Here is a 1,338-nt window from a genome sequence, read left to right as displayed (position 1 = left end):
GCAGAGGTCGACACGTTCTGCGGCATGCTGTCCTTAGTCAAAGCCGGCGTAGCAAGCGCGATCGTTCCCAAGGGGGATTTCTCGGATATTCCAGGCTACGAAGCGATGAGGCCGGTCGTCATCGATCCGCCGATTCATCTGACAGCATGCCTCATCTCATCCGCCCACATGCCGCTCACCGCCGCCGCCGAAGCGGCAAGTGCCTTGCTCGTCGCGCAGGCCACGCGACAAACAGGAGATTCGTTCTCCAAGATGGTCTCTTGCACGGGTCCGACGCCGACCAGAATCTGCCCTACGATGATCGACCCGCATTACAGGGCGGCGCCGACCACAAACCGGCAACGCCCTCATCGAAGCAGATAGTCGACCGTCTGTAACGATTTCACTGCTGAATTTGGGCAATGGTCAGTCCCCCTCGGGCTCGCAGCTTCTGACGGTGGATGATAGCGCTTGGCCACCTTCGCGCCGTCGCGTTGCTTGGCAGCCAGTTTGAACGACGGCTCGAAGAAGTTTCACGAACAGCCTGGATGCCCCGTAGAGGCGCATGATCGCCCTGGCTGCCGCCAAGCCCTCGAAGCGTCGATAGCTTCCGAACAACCGCCCCATTTTTCTGCTCTATCTACGCTTGGTCGTTCTGGCGGTAAGGCCGCGAGCGAGTGAGTTCGATGCTGTGACCAAGGCAAAATTCGATGAGCCTGTAGTTGACGAACTCGCTGCCATTATCCACATCCAGCGCTCTCAGGGCAAAGGCAAGCCCGCGCGGTTCCGGTCGAGTGTTTCAAACTACGAGGGTGCCGAACCGCGTGGCGCGCAGTAGTGATGTGCGCCGCTTCATAGAGTGCGGTTCGCATCATTCCATCGCAGACCCGGCTGATCCCGCCGTCGATGTCGGTCTCGCCGGATTGATATTTCCGGCATTAGGTAGCAAAAACCACCAGATCTCGTGAGCAAGCTGGTCTACCCTGTCTCAGGCGTAAGGAGACAGGCTGGGCATGAGCGTCGCGTGTGAGTTGAAACTGAAACGAGCCGAATTGACCAACAGACTCGAGGAACTGGCGAAGCTGCAAGCCGAGGTCCGCGAGCAGGTCAGTTCCATAGACAAGGTCATTGCCATCTACGAACCCGGTTGCGGGCCGATGCCAACCAAGGCGCGCCGTCCGGGCCGAACCACCAAAATTTCAGATGAGGTCAAAGCCTCTATGGGAGGCGTGAACCAGCGTCAGGTCGTGCTCGAAATTCTCCGTGACTCGGCAGACCCGGTCTCGACATCCGAATGCGCCGCGAAGTTCTCGCATGCGATCGGACTGGGCGGCGAAGCGGAGATCGTCGACCAGGTAT

The 1,338-nt window shown here is 59.2% G+C and carries 1 protein-coding gene and 3 pseudogenes; 2 read left to right on the top strand and 2 right to left on the bottom strand.

Going from position 1 to position 1,338, the window contains the following annotated elements:
* Positions 1–363, top strand: a pseudogene (locus EOA60_RS37950) (hypothetical protein); the annotation flags it as partial.
* Between the two features lie 80 nt (positions 364–443).
* Here the strand turns inward: EOA60_RS37950 and EOA60_RS39400 are convergent.
* Together EOA60_RS39400 and EOA60_RS33200 are read right to left on the bottom strand one after the other, a co-directional pair.
* Positions 444–754 (bottom strand): annotated as a pseudogene (locus tag EOA60_RS39400) (transposase); the annotation flags it as partial.
* Between the two features lie 42 nt (positions 755–796).
* A pseudogene (locus EOA60_RS33200) lies at positions 797–914 on the bottom strand (transposase); the annotation flags it as partial.
* Between the two features lie 78 nt (positions 915–992).
* Between EOA60_RS33200 and EOA60_RS33195 the strand changes: the two are divergent.
* On the top strand, positions 993–1,338 hold a 346-nt coding region (locus EOA60_RS33195), incomplete at its 3' end, for a hypothetical protein (protein WP_164899779.1).

Origin of the sequence: Mesorhizobium sp. M1A.F.Ca.IN.020.06.1.1, assembly GCF_004023265.1 — a bacterium.
Taxonomy (GTDB): Bacteria; Pseudomonadota; Alphaproteobacteria; order Rhizobiales; family Rhizobiaceae; genus Mesorhizobium.
The sequence above is the reverse complement of the archived record's forward strand: the minus strand, read 5'-3'. Positions and strand labels throughout refer to the sequence as shown.